Source organism: Thalassospira sp. SN3W (assembly GCF_038070535.1).
GTDB classification, from domain to species: Bacteria; Pseudomonadota; Alphaproteobacteria; order Rhodospirillales; family Thalassospiraceae; genus Thalassospira; species Thalassospira xiamenensis.
In genome coordinates, this window is record NZ_CP121124.1 from 2,109,298 (window position 1) to 2,132,798 (window position 23,501).

Annotated in this window: 20 protein-coding genes and 1 riboswitch; of the genes, 13 read left to right on the plus strand and 7 right to left on the minus strand. The window is 54.2% G+C overall.

Annotated elements, in window-relative coordinates; translation table 11 throughout:
* Positions 1–35: 35 nt before the first annotated feature.
* Positions 36–1,091, minus strand: coding sequence for a sirohydrochlorin chelatase (locus P8T57_RS09460; protein ID WP_341365282.1), 1,056 nt, complete (start codon positions 1,089–1,091; stop codon positions 36–38).
* Between the two features lie 418 nt (positions 1,092–1,509).
* Here P8T57_RS09460 and cbiB point away from each other — a divergent pair, with 418 nt between their 5' ends.
* Positions 1,510–2,529 (plus strand): adenosylcobinamide-phosphate synthase CbiB, encoded by a 1,020-nt coding sequence (gene cbiB, locus P8T57_RS09465; protein WP_341365283.1) that lies wholly within the window; start codon positions 1,510–1,512, stop codon positions 2,527–2,529.
* Here cbiB and rfaE1 read toward each other — a convergent pair.
* Both rfaE1 and P8T57_RS09475 read right to left on the minus strand, forming a co-directional pair.
* Positions 2,526–3,998 carry a D-glycero-beta-D-manno-heptose-7-phosphate kinase gene (rfaE1, locus tag P8T57_RS09470; RefSeq protein WP_341365284.1) on the minus strand — a complete coding sequence of 491 codons (1,473 nt, stop codon included), beginning with the start codon at positions 3,996–3,998 and terminating at the stop codon, positions 2,526–2,528. The two genes, cbiB and rfaE1, sit on opposite strands and share 4 nt — an antisense overlap.
* Before the next feature lie 42 nt (positions 3,999–4,040).
* Complete coding sequence (locus P8T57_RS09475; protein WP_114094141.1) at positions 4,041–4,625, minus strand: D-sedoheptulose 7-phosphate isomerase; 585 nt, start codon at positions 4,623–4,625, stop codon at positions 4,041–4,043.
* 256 nt (positions 4,626–4,881) lie between these two features.
* On the opposite strand from P8T57_RS09475, the gene P8T57_RS09480 reads away from it, so the two are divergent.
* Positions 4,882–6,111: a hypothetical protein gene (locus P8T57_RS09480; protein ID WP_341365285.1), complete on the plus strand. Its 1,230-nt coding sequence runs from the start codon at positions 4,882–4,884 to the stop codon at positions 6,109–6,111.
* A gap of 45 nt (positions 6,112–6,156) precedes the next feature.
* Here the strand turns inward: P8T57_RS09480 and cobT are convergent, their stop codons facing one another.
* Entirely contained in the window at positions 6,157–7,188 is a 1,032-nt protein-coding gene (cobT, locus tag P8T57_RS09485; protein WP_341365286.1) for a nicotinate-nucleotide--dimethylbenzimidazole phosphoribosyltransferase, read from the minus strand.
* 237 nt (positions 7,189–7,425) lie between these two features.
* On the opposite strand from cobT, the gene cobS reads away from it, so the two are divergent.
* A complete protein-coding gene (gene cobS / locus P8T57_RS09490; protein WP_341365287.1) occupies positions 7,426–8,178 on the plus strand; it encodes an adenosylcobinamide-GDP ribazoletransferase in 753 nt (250 codons plus the stop codon).
* An 83-nt stretch (positions 8,179–8,261) separates the two neighbouring features.
* Positions 8,262–8,873, plus strand: a complete 612-nt coding sequence (locus P8T57_RS09495; protein WP_341365288.1) for a histidine phosphatase family protein — start codon at positions 8,262–8,264, stop codon at positions 8,871–8,873.
* Between the two features lie 81 nt (positions 8,874–8,954).
* Here the strand turns inward: P8T57_RS09495 and P8T57_RS09500 are convergent, their stop codons facing one another.
* Positions 8,955–9,530 (minus strand): hypothetical protein, encoded by a 576-nt coding sequence (locus P8T57_RS09500; RefSeq protein ID WP_341365289.1) that lies wholly within the window; start codon positions 9,528–9,530, stop codon positions 8,955–8,957.
* Positions 9,531–9,842: 312 nt separating this feature from the next.
* A riboswitch (cobalamin riboswitch) is annotated at positions 9,843–10,067 on the plus strand.
* Positions 10,068–10,126: 59 nt separating this feature from the next.
* On the opposite strand from P8T57_RS09500, the gene cobU reads away from it, so the two are divergent.
* The 9 genes from cobU to P8T57_RS09545 all read left to right on the plus strand — a co-directional run bounded on the left by cobU (position 10,127) and on the right by P8T57_RS09545 (position 21,354).
* Positions 10,127–10,666 (plus strand): bifunctional adenosylcobinamide kinase/adenosylcobinamide-phosphate guanylyltransferase, encoded by a 540-nt coding sequence (gene cobU / locus P8T57_RS09505; RefSeq protein ID WP_341365290.1) that lies wholly within the window; start codon positions 10,127–10,129, stop codon positions 10,664–10,666.
* A gap of 32 nt (positions 10,667–10,698) precedes the next feature.
* Positions 10,699–11,739: a cobalamin biosynthesis protein CobW gene (gene cobW, locus P8T57_RS09510; protein ID WP_341365291.1), complete on the plus strand. Its 1,041-nt coding sequence runs from the start codon at positions 10,699–10,701 to the stop codon at positions 11,737–11,739.
* 90 nt (positions 11,740–11,829) lie between these two features.
* A complete protein-coding gene (cobN, locus tag P8T57_RS09515; protein ID WP_341365292.1) occupies positions 11,830–15,597 on the plus strand; it encodes a cobaltochelatase subunit CobN in 3,768 nt (1,255 codons plus the stop codon).
* Between the two features lie 199 nt (positions 15,598–15,796).
* On the plus strand, positions 15,797–16,483 hold the full coding sequence (locus P8T57_RS09520; RefSeq protein WP_341365293.1) for a hypothetical protein: 687 nt from the start codon (positions 15,797–15,799) through the stop codon (positions 16,481–16,483).
* Positions 16,484–16,646: 163 nt separating this feature from the next.
* On the plus strand, positions 16,647–17,444 hold the full coding sequence (locus P8T57_RS09525; protein ID WP_240478784.1) for an endo alpha-1,4 polygalactosaminidase: 798 nt from the start codon (positions 16,647–16,649) through the stop codon (positions 17,442–17,444).
* Positions 17,445–17,497: 53 nt separating this feature from the next.
* On the plus strand, positions 17,498–18,124 hold the full coding sequence (cobO, locus tag P8T57_RS09530) for a cob(I)yrinic acid a,c-diamide adenosyltransferase (protein WP_341365294.1): 627 nt from the start codon (positions 17,498–17,500) through the stop codon (positions 18,122–18,124).
* 48 nt (positions 18,125–18,172) lie between these two features.
* On the plus strand, positions 18,173–19,687 hold the full coding sequence (locus P8T57_RS09535) for a cobyric acid synthase (RefSeq protein ID WP_114094276.1): 1,515 nt from the start codon (positions 18,173–18,175) through the stop codon (positions 19,685–19,687).
* Positions 19,688–19,879: 192 nt separating this feature from the next.
* On the plus strand, positions 19,880–20,551 hold the full coding sequence (locus P8T57_RS09540) for a glutathione S-transferase family protein (RefSeq protein ID WP_037989310.1): 672 nt from the start codon (positions 19,880–19,882) through the stop codon (positions 20,549–20,551).
* The gene (locus P8T57_RS09545; protein WP_114094134.1) at positions 20,548–21,354 is read left to right on the plus strand and encodes a class I SAM-dependent methyltransferase; all 807 of its coding nucleotides are present in this window, start codon (positions 20,548–20,550) and stop codon (positions 21,352–21,354) included. The genes P8T57_RS09540 and P8T57_RS09545 overlap by 4 nt, the downstream gene beginning before the upstream one ends.
* Before the next feature lie 34 nt (positions 21,355–21,388).
* Here the strand turns inward: P8T57_RS09545 and P8T57_RS09550 are convergent, their stop codons facing one another.
* Both P8T57_RS09550 and P8T57_RS09555 read right to left on the minus strand, forming a co-directional pair.
* A complete protein-coding gene (locus P8T57_RS09550) occupies positions 21,389–22,420 on the minus strand; it encodes a substrate-binding domain-containing protein (protein WP_007088368.1) in 1,032 nt (343 codons plus the stop codon).
* A gap of 72 nt (positions 22,421–22,492) precedes the next feature.
* Positions 22,493–23,305 carry a tetratricopeptide repeat protein gene (locus P8T57_RS09555; protein WP_223304946.1) on the minus strand — a complete coding sequence of 271 codons (813 nt, stop codon included), beginning with the start codon at positions 23,303–23,305 and terminating at the stop codon, positions 22,493–22,495.
* Between the last annotated feature and the right edge of the window lie 196 nt (positions 23,306–23,501).

The window sequence follows — 23,501 nt, forward strand, 5'->3', positions numbered from 1 at the left end:
GCCACACCTTTCGCAAAGGAACGAAGGGCGACCGGTTAGGAACCGGTCGCTTTATTGGTTTCGTGGCTGTGATCGTGGCTGTGCCCGTGATCATGGCTGTGGTCATGGCTGTGGTCATGGCTGTGGTCATGAGAATGATCATGAGAATGACCGTGGGAATGCCCATGATGATGGTGACCGTGATCATGACTGTGGCCGTGACTATGCCCGTCGGTGCCAATCCCCATCACATGATGATGATGGCCGACCTGCGGGGTTGCAACGTCGCCTTCATATCCAATGATCTGTTCGCGATATTTGCAAAGCTGGCAGTTCATATTGTTGTCGCCGGTGTCAATTTCAGCCAAGCGTTCGGCAAAGCTTTCCAGCACCAGCGGATGATCGCGCAGATATTCCGCCTTGATGAATTCAACATCTTGGAATTCGGCCGCGATTTCGTCTGTATGGGCGTAAATCCGGTCGATCAGAATGCCAGCAAACAGGAAATACGGGAATACCACCACACGCTTGTAGCCAAGCTTCATGGCTTCGCGCAGACCGGCATTGACGCGCGGATGGGCAACCCCGGAATAACTGATTTCGGTACGTCCGAAACCAAGCCCTTCCTGTAACATGCGTGCGACCTTATAGACGTTTGAATTGGCATCCGGGTCATTGGTGCCACGCCCGACGACCATCAAAAGCGTATCCTTGCGCGTGATGCTGTCGTCAGCCGTTGCAAGGGCTTCTTCGATGCGATCAGCACTGGCACGCAGAAGTTTCGGGTCAATCGCCAGATCACGTCCGAATTTAACGTCGATATCCGGGTTTTCATGGGCGAAATTGTTCACTTCGCTTGGCAGGTCATTTTTGACGTGACCGGCGGCAAACAACATGCCCGGCAGGGCATAAATCTTCTTGTGGCCCATAGCTTTGAGTTTTTCAAAGCCATCGCGCAGGATCGGGTGCGCAAATTCGAGAAAGCCGCTTTCGACATCATAATCGGCCAGATGGGTCTGCTTCATTGTTTCAACCATGGCGTTGAACTGTGAAACAGCGCGCTCATCACGCGAACCGTGTCCGCATATCATTACGGCGCCTTTGGGGGACATAAAAGGCTGCTCCTTTGTCTCTCTCGTGTTTTGGTGCATGGCGGTCACAAACCGCCACTGTACCCGATGCCACCCCCGTTTTCACCGATTGGCCTGCGGAATGCAAGCCACAGCTTATTGGATAATCGTTGTAAGGGCGGGTCGGATAGAAAATACAAACTGTTGTGGTTTGTTTTACGGGCGATTGCAGATGTTGTGGTCACAAATCTTGCTACCCGAAATGATGGAAGGGGTAAGTAACAGGTTTGAGGCCTCCTGATCTGGATGTTGAAGTGTTGTATGAAGAAAAAAATAAAAGTATGAAATACTTTTATCAAAGCCCGTACCGTTTGGCAAATCGTGCTGTTTGTTCGGTAATTTGCCCGTGTAATCCCGGATGATGATTGACGGGCATGTGCCTGCGACGCACATTGCCGCAATGGAAACCATGATTCTTGAATTTCTGATTCCGCAGCCCGGTTTCATGGGCCCGCTTTTCACCGTGCTGGTTCTGGCACTGGTGCTTGATGCGGTTTGTGGGGATTTCCCTTGGCTGTTCGGGCGGGTGCCGCATCCGGTGGTCTGGGTTGGCAATCTGATTGCGTGGTTTGAAAAACGCCTGAACAAACCGCGATATGGCAACAGTGATCGCTTTTTACGCGGAAGCCTTACCAGTCTGGCGGTCATTGCCTGTGCTGCGGCGTTTGGCGGCGTGATCCAACTGATATCGTCATTTGGCGATGTTTTCCGGTTTGCCGATATTCTGCTGCTTGCCATCCTGATTGCGCAAAAGGGGCTTTATCAACATGTCAAGGCCGTCTCGGTCGCGTTAAAGCGCGATGGCCTTGCAGGCGGACGGGAAGCGGTTTCGATGATTGTCGGCCGCGATCCGCAATCACTTGATGATGCCGGGGTCAGCCGGGCGGCGATTGAAAGCTGTGCGGAAAACTTTTCGGACGGGGTGGTCGCGCCGCTGTTCTGGTATGTGCTGGGCGGGCCGATCGGGCTTTGTGCCTATAAGGCGATCAATACACTTGATTCGATGATCGGTCATCGCAGTGACCGTTATCTTTATTTCGGCAAGTTCGCGGCACGTCTTGATGATGTTGCGAACTTTGTCCCTGCACGGATTGCCGGTGGGGTGATCTGCCTTGCCGCTGTGATGGGCCGCAAAACTTCCGGCGCGCATGCCTGGAAAATCATGCTGCGCGATGCGTCAAAACACAAATCGCCCAATGCCGGGTGGCAGGAAGCAGCCTTTGCCGGGGCGCTTGACCTATCGCTTGCCGGGCCGCGCCAATATGGCGCGGAACTGGTCGAAGACCCCTATATCGGTGATGGCAGGCGGGATGCGGATGCCAGCGACATCGACCGTGCGCTAAAACTTTACACCACGTCCTGTATTCTGAACGCGGCGTGGCCGGTGGTGTTAAAGATGATCTGGGTCGGGCTGGTCTAGTCTTTGCCCTGATTGATGCGCGCAATGGTCGATGTCGTCGAGAAGCCATCGGCGAGATTGGCTAGAACAACCTTGCCGCCATATCCTTGCACGATATCTGCGCCGACAACCTTGTCGATGGTGTAATCGGCACCCTTGACCAGAATATCGGGTTTTAGGGCCTCGATCACCGTGATCGGGGTGTCTTCGCCGAAAATCACCACACCGCTGACGGTTTCAAGAGACCCCAGGACAGCCGCACGCGCGGCTTCGGATTGCACGGGGCGTGCTTCGCCCTTAAGGCGTTTGACCGACGCATCGGAATTAAGCCCGACAATCAGCCGATCACAGTTGGATCGCGCCTGTTGCAGCAGGCTGAGATGGCCCGGATGCAGAAGATCAAAGCAGCCATTGGTGAAGCCGACCTTATAACCCTTGCGCCGCCAGCGTTCGACACGGTCCACCATGCGGTCAAGCGGCATCAGTTTGGCTTCGCCGATCATCAGGTCGTGATGATGCAGAACAGAAATCAGTTCGTCCGGATAAACAACAGCGGTGCCGATCTTGCCAACCACGATGCCCGCGGCAACATTGGCAATACGCGCAGCGTCTGAAAGTGATGCGCCCCCGGCAATCGCCGATGCAAGGCAGGCAACGACCGTGTCACCGGCCCCCGATACATCAAATACTTCGCGTGCTTCGGTCGGAAGGTGGGTTGCCTCACCTTTGCTGGTGACAAGCGTCATGCCATCCTGGCTTCGGGTCAGAAGGACGTTTTCAATACCGCATTCGGTTATGATTTTGGTGGCTGCGGCAATTGCATCCTCGTCACTTTGAATGTCGATGCCGGTTGCGGCCTGGGCTTCGGCTCGGTTCGGGGTGACGACCGTCGCACCGCGATAGATGCTGTAATCTGTACCCTTGGGATCGACAATAACCGGTTTTCCGGCCTTGCGCGCGGCAGCAATGGTTGCGGCGACAACGTCACCATGCAAAACGCCCTTACCATAATCGGAAAGGATAATGGCACTGACATCGGGCGCTAGTTGTGCAGCCAAGGCAGACAGGTTGCTGATGGTTGGGGCGGCAAGCGTTGCGGTGGTTTCGTTATCAGATCGTAACAATTGTTGTCCGCCCGCGATATAGCGGGTCTTGATCGTTGTCGGGCGGTTGCGTTCAATCTGGATATAGGGCTCGACACCCTTGTCATTGGCGACATATTCCATCACCTCCCGGCCTGGAAGATCATCACCGACAAGGGAAAGAAAACGAACCGATGCGCCAAGGGCCGTCACATTGCGGGCAACGTTGCCCGCACCACCCAGCATTGCACTTTCGCGTTCGACCCGGATGATCGGGATCGGTGCCTCGGGCGAAATACGGGTGACCGAGCCATAGACAAACCGGTCAAGCATCACATCGCCAATGCAAAGTACCTTGGCATTGGGCAGTTGTTCAACCAGTTGGGCCAGATGGCTAAGATCGGTCATGTGCGTATCGTCTTCTGTTCGTTAAATCGAAAGTGGCTCGGATCAGGCCTTGGTCAGGCCAAGGGTATGTTCGAGTGCGCCAACAAGCATTTGCCCGAGCTGTATATGCATTTCCTGAATACGGGCGGTGGTGTTGCTTGGCACGATCATCAACGGATCACACAGATCAACCATGGCGCCACCGGTTTTACCGGTCCAGCCAGTGGAAATCAGCCCCATCTCGCGCGCCTTTTCAAGGCCGAGATTGACGTTTTTGCTGTTGCCCGATGTCGAAATACCAATTGCGACATCTCCTGGCCGACCCAGTGCCTCGATCTGGCGGGAAAACAGATAATCAAATCCGAAATCATTGCCGATTGCGGTCAGTGCCGAGCTATCGGTTGTCAGGGCAATGGCCGGCAATGCACGCCGGTCATTGATGTAACGAACCGTGAATTCGGTTGCGATATGCTGCGCGTCGGCGGCCGATCCACCATTGCCAAAGAACAGGAGTTTGTTGCCTTCGTTCAGCGCATTGGTGCAGATCGATACCAGTTTTGCAAAGGGCGCACGCGTTGCTTCGCGGGTTTTGTCGACCAGGTCAAGATGCTCGTCAAATTCGGCATCGAAGAAGGCATTGATATCCATGTTTTGATCTCTGGAATGTTCGAGGCTGATGAAATCGGCCTGAAACTAGCAGCTTGGATGATCCATTGCCATGACTTATCGTTTTTAAAAGTGGTGTTTTCGGCAAATATCGGAACGTCAGGAAATGACTGATTTTCGGGTTTGGTTTCAATTTGTCACAATGATAAATACATAAGCTGTTAACGGCCCGCGAACTATTGTATTTCAATCGGGACTTTCGCCGCGCGTTGCACATTGGAAAATCTGGTCATCCTGTATGTCTGAAAGCACGTTACCCTCACCCGAAGCCTTTTTGGTCGATTATGTGCGCCGTCTTGAGCGTCGCAAGGATGGCGTGGGGGCGGTTCATGTGCATTTTTCAAAGCTGCTGCCGTTCAACCGGCGCGATCATCATATCCGGACGGCAATTGCATCATTCGAAGAAATCGTTCCTGATGTGACCGGGCGTATTTTCACGCTGTCCAATCAGGATCTGATTTTCATCTTTGATGCGGCCGAGATTGACGAGGTCAATGCAGTCATCTTCCGGCTCAAATTCCTTTTCAATGATGATCCGCTGATCAGTGACGGCAAGGATGAAAGCGGTGCGCCTGCGACCTTTACCGACTATTTCGATGTCGCACAGCAATACAAGGATTTCCTGCATCTGACACAAACGCTTGTGCGCTCAAACGCCAACCGTCCGCGTCAGGTCAGCAAGGCGGCCGAGCGTCACAACGACAGCCCGATGCTTGAAGATGATCGTGCACCGCTGACACCCAAAATACTGGGGCGTATTGACGAGGCATTGCGCAGGGCCGATCTTTCGAACCTGATGCGCAGGCAGGCGATTTGTGCGGTTGTCGGTGATGCGAACCCGACGCCGGTTTTTCACGAATTGTTCATTTCGATCAAGGATTTGCAGCAAACACTGCTGCCCGATGTCAATGTTTTGTCCAATCGCTGGCTGTTTCAGCATCTGACGGAAATTCTTGATCGTCGCATGTTGTCGTTGCTGACACGCAGCAATGACGCATCGGTGACCGGTTCGGTCAGTATCAATCTGAATGTTTCGACCCTGCTGTCGCCGGATTTCCTGACATTTGACAGCAACGTCAAGGCAGGTCAGCGCGGAACCATCGTGCTTGAACTGCAAAAGATCGATATATTTGCCGATCTTGGCGCATTCTTTTTTGCGCGTGATTTCTGCCGCGATCGTGGTTACCGGATTTGTATTGACGGGATCAGCCATCTTTCGCTGCCCTATATCAACCGCAACAAGCTTGGCGTTGATATGATCAAGATGATCTGGGACCCGGAAATGGAAAATCTGGACGAAAAGCACGGCAACGCCATGCGCGAAGCTGTGGCGCAATCAGGCGATACGCGCGTGATCATGTGCCGCTGCGATGATGAGCGGGCGATCAAATTTGGTCATTCGATCAATATCACCATGTTCCAGGGTCGCCATGTCGAGCATCTGCTGAGCGAGCGCACCAAAAAATAACGCCAGCAAACGGCCGGTACCTTTTTAATTCCGAAATCAAAACGATTACGCGTCGCGGCTTGTGACACCTGCCTTGGCAAAGGTTGCCATGCCGTTGTGGCATTCCGCCGATGCCCGCAATAGCGGAATGGCAAGGGCAGCACCCGATCCTTCGCCAAGGCGCATGCCAAAATCGAGAAGCGCCTGTTTTCCAAGCTTTTCGATCAGTCGTTTATGGCCCGGTTCGGCCGAAACATGCCCGACCAGACAATGGTCAAGGGCATCGCTGCGAAGAGTGCCAAGGATTGCCGCGGCTGCACAGGAAACATATCCATCAAGAAGAACCGGTACCCGTTGGTAACGCGCGGCCAGAATGGCACCGGCCATCGCGGCAATTTCGCGTCCGCCGACACAGCGCAGAACGTCGAATGCATCATGGAACTGATTTTTGTGCAGGATGATGGCATCCCCGACCACGCGTGTTTTGCGTTTAAGCGTTTCATCGTCGATGCCGGTGCCGCGTCCGGTCCAGTCGGTGGCTTCACCGCCAAACAGGGCATAGGCAATGGCGGCGGCCGAGGTGGTATTGCCGATCCCCATTTCACCGGGCACAAAAAGGTCAATCCCCTTTTCGATGGCGCTCATGCCAAAGGCCATTGCTTCGGCGCAGCCTTCGTCATCCATGGCGGGTTCTTGCGAGAAATCGTTGGTCGGGATTTCAAGGGCGACTTCCATCACGCGCAGTTCCGCGTCAACCGTTTTGCAGATCTGGTTGATTGCCGCACCGCCATTGATGAAGTTTTCAACCATCTGCTGGTTGACCTCGACCGGGAATGCCGACACACCCTGTGCACAGACGCCGTGGCTTCCGGCAAAGACCGTGACACGCGGGCGTGTCATGTTCGGTCGTGAATTTCCTTGCCACCCGGCCAGCCAAAGGCTGATATCTTCCATCCTGCCGAGCGCGCCTGCGGGCTTGGTCAATTGTGGCTCGCGCGTACTTACGGCTGCCTGTGCCTCTGCATCGACACCGGGCAATTGGGCCATCAGGGTGCGGATTTCATCAAGACTTTGGGGGGGATGCTTGGGATCGAACATGGAAAATCTCCGGCTGGCGGACAAGGATGCAAAGCGTCTTCTGCTTGGCTTCTGTCGCGCCCATGATTAGTCTGATTGCGTGCAAAATGCCAGTTCGAATATCGGAACACACCCGTGAACAATGATCATAATCAAGCCGGAATGAATTTGCAAAACCTTGATGATGATCAAGTTGATGCCAAAAAGCCAGAAACCGGATCTGAATCAGAACCTCAGCCTGAAGCACCCCCCACGGGGATGCTTGCTGATTTTTGGCGTGCTCTTGCCCTGCTAAGCCGGATACCGGTTTTCATTCCATGTGACTTCAGCGCGCATGCGATGGCACGATCAGTTTGGTGCTGGCCGCTGGTTGGGTTATTCATGGCTGGGATTGCGATCATTGCGGCCTACGTCATCGAGATTCTGACCGGCAATGTCATGATTACGGCCATTATCGCGACTTTTACCCTGATCGCGTTGACTGGGGCGATGCATGAGGATGGCATTGCCGATTGTGCCGACGGGTTTGGCGGTGGATTGGACCGTCAACGCAAGCTTGAAATCATGCGTGACAGCCGGATCGGGACTTATGGTGTTGTTGCGCTTGTTTTATGCCTAGCGATGCGCATCGCCCTTCTGGATGCTGCGGGTGAAAGTGGCAGCATGGCCGCCATCCTGATTGTGATGGCGACACTATCGCGTGCGGCGATGCCGATCGTGACCTATGTGTTTGATCCGGCGCGTGAAGATGGTCTTGGCAAAAGTGCCGGGCGACCCGACATTAAAGTGGTGAGCGCGGGTATTGCCATCGCCTTGGTTCTGGTGGTGATTGTTGCGGGTGCGGTGACCGCGTTCATGTGTCTGATTGCCATGATGGTCGGGGCATCGGTTGTCGGATGGATCGCCCGGTATCAGATTGGCGGCCATACTGGCGATGTGCTGGGCATGACTCAAATCATCTCCGAACTGCTTGTCGGTATTGCATTTATCGCGATACTGCAGATTGCCTGATGATAAGATCATGAAAAGGACCGTTCAAAACCGAGCCCAATCCCGGATCGTATTTTTCGACCGCATTTTTCCTTGGGGGAAGAATGGACAAAGCAGTGACAACCCGTTGGTGGCTTGTTCGCCATGCGCCGGTTCTCAACCCGGAACGGCTTGTCTATGGCCGAAGCGACATGCCGGTTGATCTTACCGATGAAAAGGCATTGCGTGCCCTGTCGCGCCATTTGCCAAACGACGCGGTCTGGATTACGAGCCACCTTTCGCGCACGCTTGATACCGCGCTTAAACTTCTTGAGCTGATGGATGAAAACATCCTGCCGACGCGTGAAACCGGCTTTGCCGAACAGCATTTTGGTGCATGGGAAAAGAAACACTGGAATGATCTGCCCAAAGGGGAAACCACCCGTTTCTGGGCCGATTTCGCGCGCCAGCATCCTCCGAATGGTGAAAGTTTCAGCGACGTTGTCGAACGGGTTGGGCCAATATTTGACCGGCTGACAAGATATTGGGCCGGGCGTGATATTGTCGCCGTTATTCACGGTGGGACGGTGCGCGCGGCCCTTGCCAATGCGCTCGGTCTGTCGCTTGAGGCGGCTTTATCATTTCATATCGATACGCTTGGCGTGACACGGATCGAACATATAAACGGCGTCGATCAGCCGGGCTGGCGGGTGACCGGTGTTAATCTGCGTTACTGATAAAAGGGGGGGGGGCTGGGCAGTACCCATCTGCCGATACCCTGTGGGGCTTGAATGACATGCCACACAGGGTATCAGTTTTCAGGCGGATTTCCGTTGATCGGTTTCCTGCGCATCGACAAGCGCATATTCCGACAAAAAGCGATCTACCATATCGGCAGAGACATCGTATCTGCCACAGATTGACGCGACATCGTCGAGATAGGCTTCGTAGTAGGGAATAGGCCGGCTGCGCGATTTGCCGCGAAGCTCGCTGATTTCCGTAAAGTCGGATGCAAATTCCGGTGCTTCGATAACCTGAATGATCGTGTCGTCGATGATGGCGGCGGGTTTGCCTTTGTATTTCTTACCACAGGCTGAAAGCATTTTGCTGGCGGTCGGGATGGATATCCCAGGCTGGCCCAGAAGCAGTGACATTTGATCTTCGTCGAAATCGTCATTTTCGAACAATTCCACGAGTTTCGTTAGGTCACGGACCAGAAGAGAAAGCGCATTTACGCGGATGCCACGCGCATGCGACCAAATGATGGTCGCGACAACACCACAGGTCGGACGGCTGGCATAAATGTTTCGAACATCACGACGCGCCAATGATATTTCACCATTTACAGCATGATGTTGCAGGAATTCGGGAAAGGATTGATCATTATAGCTCAATCTATCCAGCAGCCCGCGCCACATGTCTTCGCGTGATACGGTCTGCCAGGTTGTTGATTTCAGATTCCGAATTCGTTGAATTTGTTCATGAATTGCCATTTGATCAGCAAATTTCCAATTAACCCCAAGAAGTTTTTCCGAAACCCTTTGCGGTTTCGGCATCCGGACTTTGTTTGTTTTGTAATGTCCGGCGGTCACGCGGGCGGCTTTTGTCGGCTCTGATCCAACGTGACAAAATTATGTTCTCCTAAAGAATAACCGCCGACAAGCAGTCAATTCTTACAAATACTGACCTTATGGTTAGGTCGGAGTTTGGGCTTTGGTCGTGGGGGTAAAGCTGCTAGGTTCGGCGCTGCCGTTTGGTGATGGGAAACCGGTGTGATGCCGGTGCTGCCCCCGCAACTGTAACGGGTTGGGTGATCCGGGTGATGTGATGTCACAAGCCACCGGTAATGTTGATTTGCAGACAACATGCCGGGAAGGCGGATTGCTTTCATGCCCGCAGCCAGGAAACCAGCCATCGGTATCCCTGTTCGTAAGGATATGGGGTAACGCAATCCGGCCTCGGTGGGAGGTCAAAGCGAAGGAAGGCGGCTATGACCCATAATATGGCTGATAACAGCCAGTTTGCCGGGATCCATCTGATCCTTGGCGGTGCCAGATCGGGCAAAAGCCGGTTTGCCGAAAACCGGATCAACCATGCAGGCGGCGGTATTTATATCGCGACCGGCCGGGCATGGGACGAGGAAATGGCAAATCGCATCGAACTTCACAAATCATCGCGCGGCGAGATATGGCAAACGATTGAGGAACCGCTTGATCTTTTCGGTGTCCTGTCTGCCTGCAATCGCGACGGCAGCAAACCGGTACTGGTCGATTGCCTGACGCTTTGGCTGACCAATCTGATGCTGGAAGATCGCGATATCGAGGCCGAGTTTGACCGGCTTTGCGACCTTTTGCCGGAGCTGGATATCCCAGTTCTTCTGGTTTCGAACGAGGTCGGTTTCGGGATTGTGCCGGAAAATGCCATGGCGCGCAGCTTTCGCGATCATGCCGGACGATTGCATCAACGGATTGCCGAGCTTGCCGATCAGGTGACGCTTGTGGTTGCGGGCATTCCGATGTCGGTTAAATAGATCAGAATTCATAGATTTAAGGGTAATTGAATATGGCACAGCTTGGAAAAATTCCGGCAACAGTGATCACCGGTTTTCTTGGTGCAGGCAAAACCACGATGATCCGCAATATGCTGGAAAATGCCGGGGGTAAGCGGATTGCGCTGATCATCAACGAATTTGGTGATCTGGGCGTGGACCGCGAAGTGATAAATGGTTGTGGCATTTCGGGATGTGCCGAGGACGACGTTGTCGAACTTGCAAACGGTTGCATCTGTTGCACGGTGGCCGATGATTTCCTGCCGACCATCAAGGGCCTGATTGATCGCGACACGCCGCCTGATCATATCGTTATCGAAACATCAGGGTTGGCACTGCCAAAACCGTTGGTCAAGGCGTTCAACTGGCCGGAAATCCGTTCACGGGTCACGGTAGATGGTGTGGTGGCTGTTCTGGACGGGGCGGCATTGCGCGACGGGTTGTTTGCCCATGATCATTATGCGGTTCAGGCCCAACGCGAGGCGGATGATAATCTTGATCATGAAAGCCCGCTTGAGGAACTGTTTGAAGAGCAGCTTCATTGCGCCGATATGGTGGTTCTGAACAAAACCGATTTGCTGAGCGCTGCCGAAGTTGCCAAGGTCGAGGCAGATATCCGGGCCGAGCTGAAACGCCCATCGGTCAAGATCATCGCGACCGCGCATTCGAAGGTCGAAAATGCTGTTTTGCTGGGACTTGGAGCGGCGGCCGAAGACGATCTTGATAGCCGCCCCTCACATCATGACGATGGTCACGAACATGACCACGACGATTTTGAAAGCTTTGTCGTGTCACTTGACGCGGTTGACGATGCGGCCGTGCTTGAAAAACGCCTGATTGATGTCGTGCGTCAGTTCGATGTCCTGCGGATCAAGGGTTTTCTCGATATTCCCGGCAAGCCGATGCGCCAGGTTGTTCAGGGCGTTGGTGAGAGGTTCCAGCGTTATTTCGACCGGCCGTGGGCCGAAACCGAAACGCGCCGGTCGGAACTGGTGGTGATCGGCCTGCATGGCTTGGATCGCGGTGCCATCGAAGCGGCAATCAAGGCATCGTGACGTTTTGAAATTGTAAGATCATCCGGTCGACAACGTTGTGCGGGCGGATGATCTTGAACCAGCACACGATAAAAGAAACGGACATTTCCGATGCATCTGCTTGCCGCCCAGCCTGGACTTGTTACCGATGGAAGCGAAGCCGTCGATCTGGGGCAAAGCCCGGGCGATGTCGTTATCCTGTCGGCAGCAGAGTCCGAGCTTGCCTGTCTGGCCGGGGCGCAGGCGCGATTGCATTCAGCATTTGGCGACGCGACACCGTCGCTGCGATTGGCAAGTCTATTGCAGCTGGGTCACAACATGTCGGTCGATCTTTATGTCGAGGATGTTCTGACCGATGCCAAATTCATCATCGTGCGCATTCTGGGCGGGCGGGGATATTGGGAATACGGGATCGAACAGCTGGTCGAACTGGCCCGTCGCAACGACGTGCCGTTGGTACTGTTGCCAGGTGACGATCAACCCGATGCGGAACTGTTGTCGTTATCGACGGTAAAGGGTGCAACGTATCAGCAAATCTGGCGTTACCTGATCGAAGGTGGTCCGGGAAATGCTGAACATTTACTGCGTCTTATATATGAAAAATTGAACCCGTCTGTCAGTTGGGACTGGAAGCCGGCGGCACCATTGGTCAAGGCAGGCCTTTATTGGCCGGGGAAAATCACCGCAAATCTCGAAGAAATTGAACAGAATTGGAAACAAAATCATGCTGTTGTTCCGATCATCTTCTACCGTGCATTAATTCAGGCTGGTAATCTGGATGTAATTGATGCGCTGGTTGAGGAGTTGTTGGGTAATAGCCTCAATCCATTGCCTGTTTTTGTTGCCAGCCTCAAAGACCCGGTTGCGGCGGCCTTGGTTGAAGAATGGCTGGGGTCAACACGTGCGGATTTGATCCTGAACACCACCGGCTTCTCTCTTTCCGTTCCGGGTGTGGAACGAAAAGATGGGCCGTTTGATGTTGTCGATGCACCGGTTTTCCAGGTGGTGCTATCTGGCGGTGGTGAAGCATCGTGGCGGGATGGGGTGAACGGCCTTGCCGCGCGGGATATTGCGATGAATGTCGCACTTCCCGAAGTGGATGGCCGTATTTTATCGCGCGCCGTGTCGTTCAAGGGATCGGCGGGCAAGGATGCCCTGACCCAGATTGATCTGGTCAAATATATCCCGGTGCGCGATCGGGTGGCGTTTGTTGCCGAACTGGCGGCCAATTGGGTCAAATTGCGCAAGACGGATGCCCCGGTGCGCAAAGTTGCGATGATCATGGCCAATTATCCCAACAAGGATGCGCGCCTTGGCAATGGTGTGGGGCTTGATACACCGGCCGGGATGATTGAAACCCTTCGGGCGATGAAGGATGCCGGGTACAGGATTAATGAGCTGCCGGAAAATGGCGATGCCCTGATCGCGGCGGTCAAGGCCGGACCGACGAATGATTTCAAGTCGCTGGCGGATCGCACCGTTCGTGTGACGATCCCGGTTGCCGATTATCGCGCGGCATTTGCCGTCCTGCCCGCACGCATCCGTCAGCAGGTAACGGATGCCTGGGGAGAGCCGGAGAGTGATCCGTTTTATCTGCCAGATCGGTCGGCGATTGCCCTTTCGATCCTGCCGATGGGCAATGTTGTGGTTGGGCTGCAACCGGCACGCGGATACAATATCGATCCCCTTGAAAGCTATCATTCGCCCGATCTGGTGCCGCCGCATAACTATTTCGCGTTTTATATCTGGCTGCGCCATCATTTCGGGGCGCAGGCAGTCATTCATTTCGGCAAACACGGCAATATGGAATGGCTGCCGGGCAAGTCATTAGCGCTGTCGGAAGAATGCTTCCCCGAAGCCGTGTTTGGCCCGACACCGCATTTCTATCCCTTTATCGTCAATGATCCGGGGGAAGGCACACAGGCCAAGCGCCGTGCGCAGGCGGTGATCCTTGATCATCTGACCCCGCCTTTGACGCGAGCAGAGAGTTACGGACCCCTTAAGGATCTTGAGGCACTAGTTGATGAATATTACGACGCAGCAGCAGTTGATCCACGCAGATTGATCATCCTGAAGCGTGACATCCTTGAGCTTGCTATTCGCATCGGGCTTGACCGTGATTGCGGAATAGAGCCAGACGAGGACGAGGAAAGCGCGCTTGCCAAGCTTGATAACTATCTGTGCGAGTTGAAGGAACTTCAGATCCGCGATGGTCTGCATATCTTTGGTAAGGCACCGGAAGGCGATCTTTTGACCGATCTTCTGGTCGCACTAGCAAGATTGCCGCGCGGGGCGAGCGAGGGGTCGAAGGCGTCACTTCATCGGGCCTTGGCCGCCGATATCCTTGGTGATCCCGATTTTGATCCGCTTGATTGTGCCTTTGCCGAATTCTGGCCAGGAATTAGGCCCGAAATTCTTGCGCAATATGACGTTGGTGCGTGGCGTACCATGGGCGATACGGTGGAGCGGATCGAGCTTTTGGCGCGTGATCTGGTACGTGGGGAGGTGGTCGCGGATCAGGCATGGCAGCGGACAATTGAAGTTCTTTCCGATATCGAAATATCTATTCGTCCGGCAGTGACAGCCTGTGGCGAGGCAGAGATTGCCGGATTGCTGCGCGGTCTTGCGGGCAAATTTGTCGAACCGGGACCATCGGGGGCCCCAACGCGCGGCCGACCGGACGTGTTGCCGACCGGGCGAAATTTCTATTCGGTCGATACGCGCACTGTGCCGACCCCGGCAGCATGGCAATTGGGATGGAAATCCGCCGAATTGCTGTTGGAACGGCATGTGCAGGATCATGGTGAATGGCCCGTGGCCCTTGGCCTTTCGGTTTGGGGCACCAGCAATATGCGCACCGGTGGTGATGACATTGCCCAGGCGTTTGCCCTGATGGGTGTACGGCCAACATGGGACAGCGCATCGCGCCGTGTGACCGGGTTCGAGATTATGCCGATATCCCTGCTGGGGCGGCCGCGCGTTGATGTGACGTTGCGCATATCGGGGTTCTTCCGCGATGCATTCCCCGGCCTGATTGACCTGTTTGACAGCGCGGTACGTGCGGTCGCCGTGCAAACTGACGAAGCGCCCGACATGAACCCGATTGCGGTTGGGGTGGCGGCAGAAACGGCAAAGCTGTGTGACGCCGGGGCCAGTCCTGATCAAGCCAGAAAACAGGCAGCATATCGCGTGTTTGGTGCCAAACCCGGTGCCTATGGCGCGGGATTACAGGCAATGATTGATGAAGAGCTTTGGGAAGATGACGCCGATCTGGCGGATGCCTATCTGGCGTGGGGCAGTTATGCCTATGGCAACGGGGCGGAGGGCGAAGCCGCGCGTGATATGTTTGAAACACGGCTGTCGCGGGTTGATGCGATTGTCCATAATCAGGACAACCGCGAACATGATTTGCTGGATTCCGATGATTATTATCAGTTCGAAGGCGGAATGACATCGGCAGTTCGGCATCTGTCCGGCAAACAGCCGACGGTTTATCATAGCGACCATTCCCGCCCGGAAAGCCCGAAAATCCGTACATTGGAAGAAGAAATTGCCCGTGTGGTCCGGGCACGCGTGGTCAATCCGAAATGGATCAAAGGCGTAATGCGCCATGGTTACAAGGGCGCATTTGAGATGGCGGCGACGGTGGATTACCTGTTTGCCTTTGCCGCAACGGCGCGCTGTGTTGCGGATCATCATTTTGATCTGGTTTATGATGCGTATCTCGATGATACGGATGTGCGTGATTTTATCAGGGATTACAATCCCGACGCACTTTCTGATATCCGCAACCGCCTGCGCGAGGCGATTGATCGTGGTTTGTGGCAGCCGCGCCGAAATTCCGTATCAGTCGATCTGATGGGGAATGGCGCGGCATAACCGGGCCTTAGACGTTATCGTAAATCACGAGAATTTTACCGTTGAAATGGATGGTCGGAACAAACCGGGCGGTTGAAACGTTTCGTTTTCGCACCATATCTCTTTTAACCAAGTGTTAATCTATTGGTTGAGGGACGGGGCACACCTATCGAGCCGATAACCGCACAAGACGGATCGGCAACAGAGTTAGGAGGCCACTATGGAAAGAACGAAACACGTTCGTTTGCCTGACTATCTGCGGACACCTCTGCCGGTTCATGCCGGACATGCAGAAATTGTCGATTTCCTGCTTGCTGATGCCGACCTTCCTGACTGGTTACGTGCCGATTTGCACGGCCAGGGCCGTTATCGCCCGGCCCGCGGTGCGATCCATTCGGTTCTTGACCTGCGTGAACGGTTTCACGGCGTTCATGCACCGGTCAGTATTGAAGAATTCCGTGATGACCTGGACGAACTTGCGCGCCATCTGCCGGGGCCGGATCAAACAACCATTGAAATTGATGCCAAGGTCCGGATTTACTGGCGTTACCTGCAAGGTGTTGAACGCCAGATATGGCGTGCAACCATTTCAAGGGCCCATGTGGCGTTAAATCATTTCCCGGTGGTTCGCGAATTGAAGTCACTGATTGCGGATGTGGTTTCGACGCGCAACTGGCTTGAGCGTCGGCTTGAAGTGATCGAAAAAAGCTTCCAGAAACCGGTTCATGCCCCGAATGATGCGGTGCGCAAGGCATTGCTTCGCCTGCGTCAGATGTCGCCGGGCGACCGGTTGCAGTTATTTAACAAGGCGCGGATGCGTCGCCCCGAATTGCGTAATACCGACATGCGTGAGCCTGATAAATGGGCCGATTTGGTGACCGGCGACCTTGGTTTATCGTCAGGCTGAAGGGCTAAAAGATATATCGATTGACCGAGCCCGGCGGGTTTCGGGGGATCGCACCCGTTACGGGTGCAAGAGCGCGGCTGGAAACGGTCGCGTTTTCTTTTGGGAGGTTGTCTATCGCCCTTCAGACGGGCAAAGTCGCAAGATTGATTTTCCGGGGGTATTGATGCGCGCGTTTTTTACTGTTGCCGGTTTTGTTTTGCAATTTGGTGCCGGGGTCGGCATTGCGGCGGCGGATGACTGGTCAACGGTGCCGGACGGGCCGCTGCACTGGCAGTTGCAGGGCGACATTGAAATCGGCAGCAATATCCGCGTAATCGATAGCGATCTGTTTGAAACGACGGCCGAGCGGGTTCGGGAATGGCGCGCGGCCGGTATTTTTCCGATTTGCTATATCAATGTCGGTGCGGTCGAGGAATGGAACGAGGATTATACGCAATTCCCCAAAGATGTGATTGGCAACCCCTATTGGGGATGGGAAGGCGAAAACTGGCTTGATATCAGCCGGTTTGACCAATTCGCCCATATTATGGAAGCCCGGCTTGACCTGTGCCGGGAAAAGGGTTTTCTGGCTATTGAGCCGGATAACATTGATGCCTATGAAGCTGATACAACCAACAAGAAAACCGGGTTCAATCTGACACGGTCCGATCAGGTTCGATATATCGGATGGCTGATTGAGCAGGCGCATGCGCGCGGGCTTGCCATTGGGCAGAAAAATGCTGCCGAACTGGTGCCTGATCTGATCGACAGAATGGATTTCGCCCTGCTTGAATCATCCTATCGGTTTGGCTTCATGGATGCGTTTTTGTCCTATGTGCAGATGAACAAGCCGGTCTTTGCAATTGAATATATCGAAGAAGGGGTCAATCCGGACCGGTTCTGTCCCGAAGCCCGAAAATACGGTTTTCAGGGTGTCATCGCGCATGTCGAACTGGATCGAAAACCCGAAAACTGTCCTTGATCCGGCGTACGCTTCGCCGCATTGTTCGGGCAGAAATGCAAAGGGATGAAGCAATGACCGACACCAACACGCCCGATACCGATCTCAATACCCGCCACGACGAAAAAATGAAGAAGATCAAGGCCGCGCGCGACAAGATGATGGCGCAGAAGATCGACAAAAAGGGCCTGATCATCGTTCATACGGGTAAGGGGAAAGGCAAATCATCGTCGGCATTTGGCATGGCGATGCGCTGTGTCGGGCACGACATGAAAGTTGGCGTTGTTCAGTTCATCAAAGGCGGCTGGGAAACCGGCGAGGCAAAGCTTTTGAAGAAATTCCCCGATCTTTGCGAATTTCACGCCATGGGAGCGGGCTTTACCTGGGAAACCCAGAACAGGGCGCAGGATGTGGCTTTGGCGCGTGACGCCTTTAACAAGGCGCTTGAGATGATGCGTGATCCAAGCTTTGCCATGGTGATCCTCGACGAGATCAACATCGTTCTGCGCTATCATTTCCTGCCGCTTGATGATGTTCTGGCAGCCTTGGCCGACAAACTGCCCGACCAGCATGTAGTCCTGACCGGGCGTAATGCGCCTGATACCCTGATCGAGGCGGCAGACCTTGTGACCGAGATGACAATGATCAAACATCCGTTCCGCGAACAGGGCATCAAGGCACAGATCGGTGTCGAGTTCTGATTTGCGATCTTGGCATACAGCCAGATAAAAGAAAGTTTTGAAACCGGAATGAGCGCGCGCCCTGTTCCTGCTTTGATGTTGCAAGGTACCGGTTCGGATGTTGGAAAATCCTTGCTGGTGGCGGGCCTGTGCCGTGCCTTTGCGCGGCGGGGGCTTCGGGTGCGACCATTCAAACCGCAAAACATGTCCAATAATGCGGCCGTAACCGAAGATGGCGGCGAAATTGGCCGGGCACAGGCGTTGCAGGCGCGGGCGTGCGGTGTGCCTGCGTCGGTTCACATGAACCCGGTTCTGTTAAAACCCCAAAGTGAAATTGGTGCCCAGGTCGTGGTACAGGGCAAGGTCCTGACCAGTGCCAAGGCACGGGATTATTATCGGTTAAAACGCGATTTGATGCCGCGTGTGGTGGAAAGCTTTGATCTGGTTTCTGCTGATGCCGATCTTGTGCTGGTCGAAGGTGCCGGATCACCGGCCGAGGTTAATTTGCGTGCCGCCGATATTGCCAATATGGGCTTTGCCGAGGCGGCCAAAGTTCCGGTCGTTCTGGTGGGGGACATTGATCGGGGCGGGGTGATCGCATCAATCGTCGGTACGCATGCCCTGCTGTCCGAGGGGGACCGCCACTGGCTGCGTGGTTATATCATCAACAAGTTTCGGGGCGATGTATCGCTGTTCGAGCCTGCCCTGCAGATCATCCACGATCATACGGGGCTTGAAAGTTACGGTATCGCAACATATTGGCAGGGGGCCAATCGCCTGCCGGCCGAGGATGGCGTGGCGCTTGAAAAAGCCGGGCGTTATGTGCGGTCGGGCGTGGATGAGAACCGGATCAGGATTGCAGTGCCGCACCTGCCGCGGATTGCGAATTTTGATGATCTTGATCCACTTGCCGCCGAACGAGATATTGATCTTCTGATCATTAAACCGGGCGAAGTTATTCCTGCCGATATTGATCTGGTACTTTTGCCTGGCAGCAAATCGACCACATCCGACCTTCGTTTCCTGAAACAGCAGAGCTGGGATATTGACATTTTGGCGCATTACCGCCGGGGTGGCCATGTCGTCGGAATTTGCGGTGGTTATCAGATGTTGGGGCGCATGGTCCATGATCCCGATGGTATAGAAGGTGCGGCGGGATCAGAAGCCGGGCTTGGATTGCTTGACGTTGAAACCGTGATGGGCGGTGACAAGACGCTGCGTCAAACCACCGGGCTGGCGGGACTTGGTGGGGTTATGGCCGATATCCCGGTCAGTGGTTATGAAATCCATATGGGCGAGACAACCGGGCCGGATCGTGACCGAAGCTGGCTTTGTCTTGATGGCGGAATTATTGACGGTGCGCAAAGTGCCGATGGACGAGTTACGGGATGCTATTTACATGGCCTGTTTGGCAGTGATCCGTTCCGGTCGGCTTATCTGAGCGCGATCGTCAACCGGGACCGGAACAGTACCATCGATTTTGAAGCTGGCATTGATGCCGCCCTTGATGAACTGGCCGATCATGTTGGGGCGTGCCTTGATCTTGACGGGCTTTTGGCATTGGCACAAAGCCGGTCAGGATGACAGGATGACAAAAAGCGCAAGATTGGTGCTGTTTGGCGCGACAAAGCCTTTACATCGGCGCATTTGCGTGGTTTGAGAGAATTTGAAATTCCGGTCCTGTAATGAATGGCGCACAGACGCCATATGGTATCAAACTGCCATATGCGGCCCGGTTTGCAAAACGTTCATCCTTGGTTGGGTATCTTCAATTCCATGCGTCAATTACATCATTTCTGGCTATCACCGTTTTCGCGCAAAGTGCGTCTGGTTCTGGCCGAGAAGAAGCTTGAATTCGAGCTTAAGGCAGAACCGGTCTGGGAGCGACGCGATGCGTTTCTGTCGCTGAATCCGGCGGGTGAAGTGCCGGTTCTGGAAGAAGAAGATGGCACGGTGTTGTGCGATTCAACCGTCATCTGCGAATATCTGGATGAAGTTTATACCGACACGCCGCTTTTGGGTTCGGATGCCAAGGAACGTGCGGAAATCCGCCGCCTTGTTGCGTGGTTTGATGGTAAGTTCAACCGCGAGGTCACCGATCATCTGCTCGGCGAGAAGTTGTTGAAACGATTCTTTTCGACCGGGACGCCGGATACCAAAATCCTACGCGCCGGACGGACCAATGCGGCCTATCATCTGGATTATATCGGCTGGCTGTTTGAACGCCGGAACTGGCTGGCGGGCGAACATCTGACCATGGCTGATATTGCTGCTGCGGCACAGATTTCTGTCATTGATTATATGGGTGACATCAACTGGTCGAAACATCCGCGTGCCAAGGATTGGTATATGCGGATCAAAAGCCGCCCCGCGATGCGCGATATTCTGGCGGACCGGCAGGCAAGCTTCCCACCGTCTCCGCATTATGCAGATCTGGATTTTGAATGACGGGTTCATCGAAGGTCGACAGCTTTTACCCGCAAGGTGGCCTTAACGCCGCCAGCTACGACCTTCGTGCCGATCTTGATCGCAAATTATTCGAAGATCCGATTCCGTTTTATCGCGATATTGCCGTCAAAACCGGTGGCCCTGTTCTTGAACTGGGGTGTGGAACCGGGCGCATTGCGGCTGCCATTCACGAGGCCGGTATCGCGATTGAAGGACTTGATCTTTCCGATGCGATGCTGACCCAGGCACGGACGAAATATCCCGATATGGTCTGGCACAAGGGCGATATGTGCGACTTTGATCTGGGACGGAGATTTGCCCTGATCATCATCCCGTTTCGTGGTTTTCAGGAAATCACCGATGGCGAGGATCAGAGACGCTGCCTGATGACGGCCTTTGATCATTTGCTGCCTGGCGGGATGCTGGTTCTTGATCTGATTGATCCCGACCTTCGGTATTGCCTTCCGGAAGGTGATCCGGAAAGTGTTGAACTGCCGCTGTTTCCGATGCCAGAAGGTGTTGGAGCACAAGATAGCAGGTTGCGGATCACCGCAATGGAGCGCACAAGCGACCCCCTGACCCAGCGGTTTGAAGAACATTGGCGGTTCGAGGAAATTGATCCGTCAGGAAATGTTCTGCGATGCGAGGATTGCTGGCATCACATGCGATGGGTTCATCGTAGTGAAATGCGCCTGATGTTAGAGATTTCAGGTTTCATTTCGGTGTCGGAATTTTCGGATTTCAAAGGCAGCCCGCCGCGATATGCAGCCAATCAGGTCTGGATGGCAAAACGACCGGACTGATGTCCGGCCGTTTGTTCATCCATTTTGCGCGGGCTTAGTTCCCGACGAATTTCTTTGCCCCGGCAAGGGCGTCGGCACGTTCATCATCGGGCAACGGGACCAAGCCATTTTCGGCAAGCAGGCCTTCCTCGCCAATCACCGTGTCCGAGGTATAGGTCGAAATGAACGAGCCAAGCGTTCTGACCAGTTGCTGGTGATCATCTTTAACATACAGGTAAAGGGCGCGCGATCCAGGATAGCTTCCGTCAAGGATCGTATCGTAATCGGGGGCAACGCCATTGATCGATACACCCTGCATGGTGTCGCGATTGCGGTCCAGGTTGTTGAAACCCATAATGCCGTAGGACTTCGGGTCTTTCTCAAGTTTGCTGATGACCAGACGATCATTTTCACCGGCAGCGATATAGGCACCGTCTTCGCGGATGGTGCGGCACAGAAGGCGGAAGCTTTCGGGGTCGCTGGCTTCGAGGCTGGCGATGTCACTGAAAGTTGCGCATCCCTTGTCCATGAGAAGCTGTCCCATAAGGTCGCGTGTACCCGATGTCGGCGGCGGACCATAGACGCGTATCGGAATATCGGGCAGGTCGGCATCGATATCGGACCATTTGACATTCGGATTGGGAACGCTTGCGCCCTGAACCGGGACAGTACGGGCCAGTGCCAGATAAAGCTGCCGTGCGGTCAATGACATGGTCGGTGCATTACGTCCTCCCATAAGCACGATGCCGTCGTAACCGATTTTTATTTCGCTGATATTGCGTACCGAATTGGCAGCACAGATGGCGGTTTCCGACCCGGTGATCTGGCGTGATGCATCAACAATATCGGGATATTCCGCACCGATCCCGCCGCAGAACAGTTTAAAACCGCCACCAGAACCGGTGCTTTCAACCACCGGGGCGGGTTCACCGGTGGTCTTGCCAAAATATTCGGCGACCTTGGTGGTCAGCGGAAAGATGGTCGAAGAACCGACAATTCTTATCTGGTCACGCGCCTGCGCAGTGTTTGCGGCAAGCATCATGGATATGGACGCGGCGATGGCGGTCGTGGCAATCAAACGACGCATGGGGTCCCCCGGCTGAAAATCTGGCGATATGGTCCCGAAACCGACGGGCACATATCAAGTACGGATCAGAACCTATTCCGATCCGGTTTGAACATCCATCTTTTCTATATTCGCTCTTGCCGCATCAGCGACAGGGGTTCCGTTTGAATTTTCTATGACAGTTAGATAATCCTGACGCGCAAGGTCATTGTCTTTGTTGATCCGGTGCAGGTTCGCACGTTCAAAAAGCGCCTGAATATTTTGGGGCGAGAGTTCCAGCGCGCGTTGAATATCGGTCATGGCAAGGTCGTATGTTTCAAGCATGCGCCATGCCGTGCCGCGATAAATCAGTGCTTCGACATTGTTTGGATCAAGATCAAGCGCGTTGTTAAGGTCATCGATTGAATCCCAATATTGACCGGCCATGCCAAGTACCATTGCCCGATCAACCCAAAGGGTCGGATCGTTTTTAACAATGCCAAGTGCGCGGGACTGGTCGCGCCAGGCAAATTCCAGATTTCCCGCCATCATCCAGCTTTGTCCTGCTTGGGCCAAAAGCCCGGCGACAACCTGTTGGGGGGATGTGCTTTCATCGGCAAGTGCATCAAGGCGGGTTGCGGCTTCTTCGTATTTTTCAAGTGCAATCAGGGCGACCGCAACGCAATGTTTCGCCGGTTCACCGCCGCCCATATCGCGCCACGCGATGGCGCTTTCAAAACCGTCTTCGGGTTTCAGGCGGGCGAGTTTCAGGCAGTCCTGATATTGTTTGGCGTCCTCCGCGCTCATATCCGTGCCTTGCGCCAAGGCTTGCCTTTGAAGGCCGAGCGAAACCAGAACCATGCCAAACAAAGTCATCGTAACAAGGGATGATGCGCGCAGGGTTTTGCGTGCAAGCAGTTCAGACATGATGGGCCTTTCAGTTTGGCGTTGGTTGCAAGGCGGATCGATAATGATCAGCATAGGCGGATGTTGTCGATTCTGACCAGAAGCCGTTTATAAGGGCCGCATTGCAAATCATGAAAGCGGCAAGAAAATGATTGTGATTTCAAAGTTTCCGAAAACCGACCGGAAAGCTTTTGTCATGCGCGTTCAGGGCCGATAG